This window comes from Paracoccus spongiarum (assembly GCF_030732095.1).
GTDB classification, from domain to species: Bacteria; Pseudomonadota; Alphaproteobacteria; order Rhodobacterales; family Rhodobacteraceae; genus Paracoccus; species Paracoccus spongiarum.
Genome location: NZ_JAVAMQ010000084.1, coordinates 1 through 401, shown reverse-complemented (window position 1 = coordinate 401; position 401 = coordinate 1). Strand labels below are relative to the sequence as shown.

Sequence of the window (401 nt, the reverse complement as noted above, 5' to 3'; positions counted from 1 at the left end):
CTTCGACGCCGCCGAGTTCGTCGCCGATCTGCGCCAGGCCTGTGTCACGCCGCATGTCGCGCAGAAAACGCGATATTCAGCGATCGACGGCCGCACCACCCGACACGAGGGCTATGCCTTGTCGATCAGGAACCGCAAACGCATCGAGGAAGCCTTCGGCTGGGCCAAGACCGTCGGCGGCATGGCCCAGACCGTCTATCGCGGCCTCGAAAGGGTGCGCTCCCGCTTCATCCTGACCATGGCCGCCAACAATCTCGCCCGGCTACCTCGGCTGCTCGGAGCTTGACGACAGGGGGCGGCATCAGGCACCCACTCTCATTGCCTCGACCAACCCGAAGCCGAACGCCGCCGACCACCCAGAAGGGAAACCGTTCCGCCTCGCCGACTTCTTCAGCAGCCTG

The 401-nt window shown here is 65.3% G+C and carries 1 protein-coding gene; it reads left to right on the top strand.

What is annotated here, in order from left to right; translation table 11 throughout:
* Positions 1-286, top strand: a 286-nt coding sequence (locus tag Q5Y72_RS19800) for a transposase (protein WP_305965096.1), incomplete at its 5' end; no start/stop codon positions are given.
* Between the last annotated feature and the right edge of the window lie 115 nt (positions 287-401).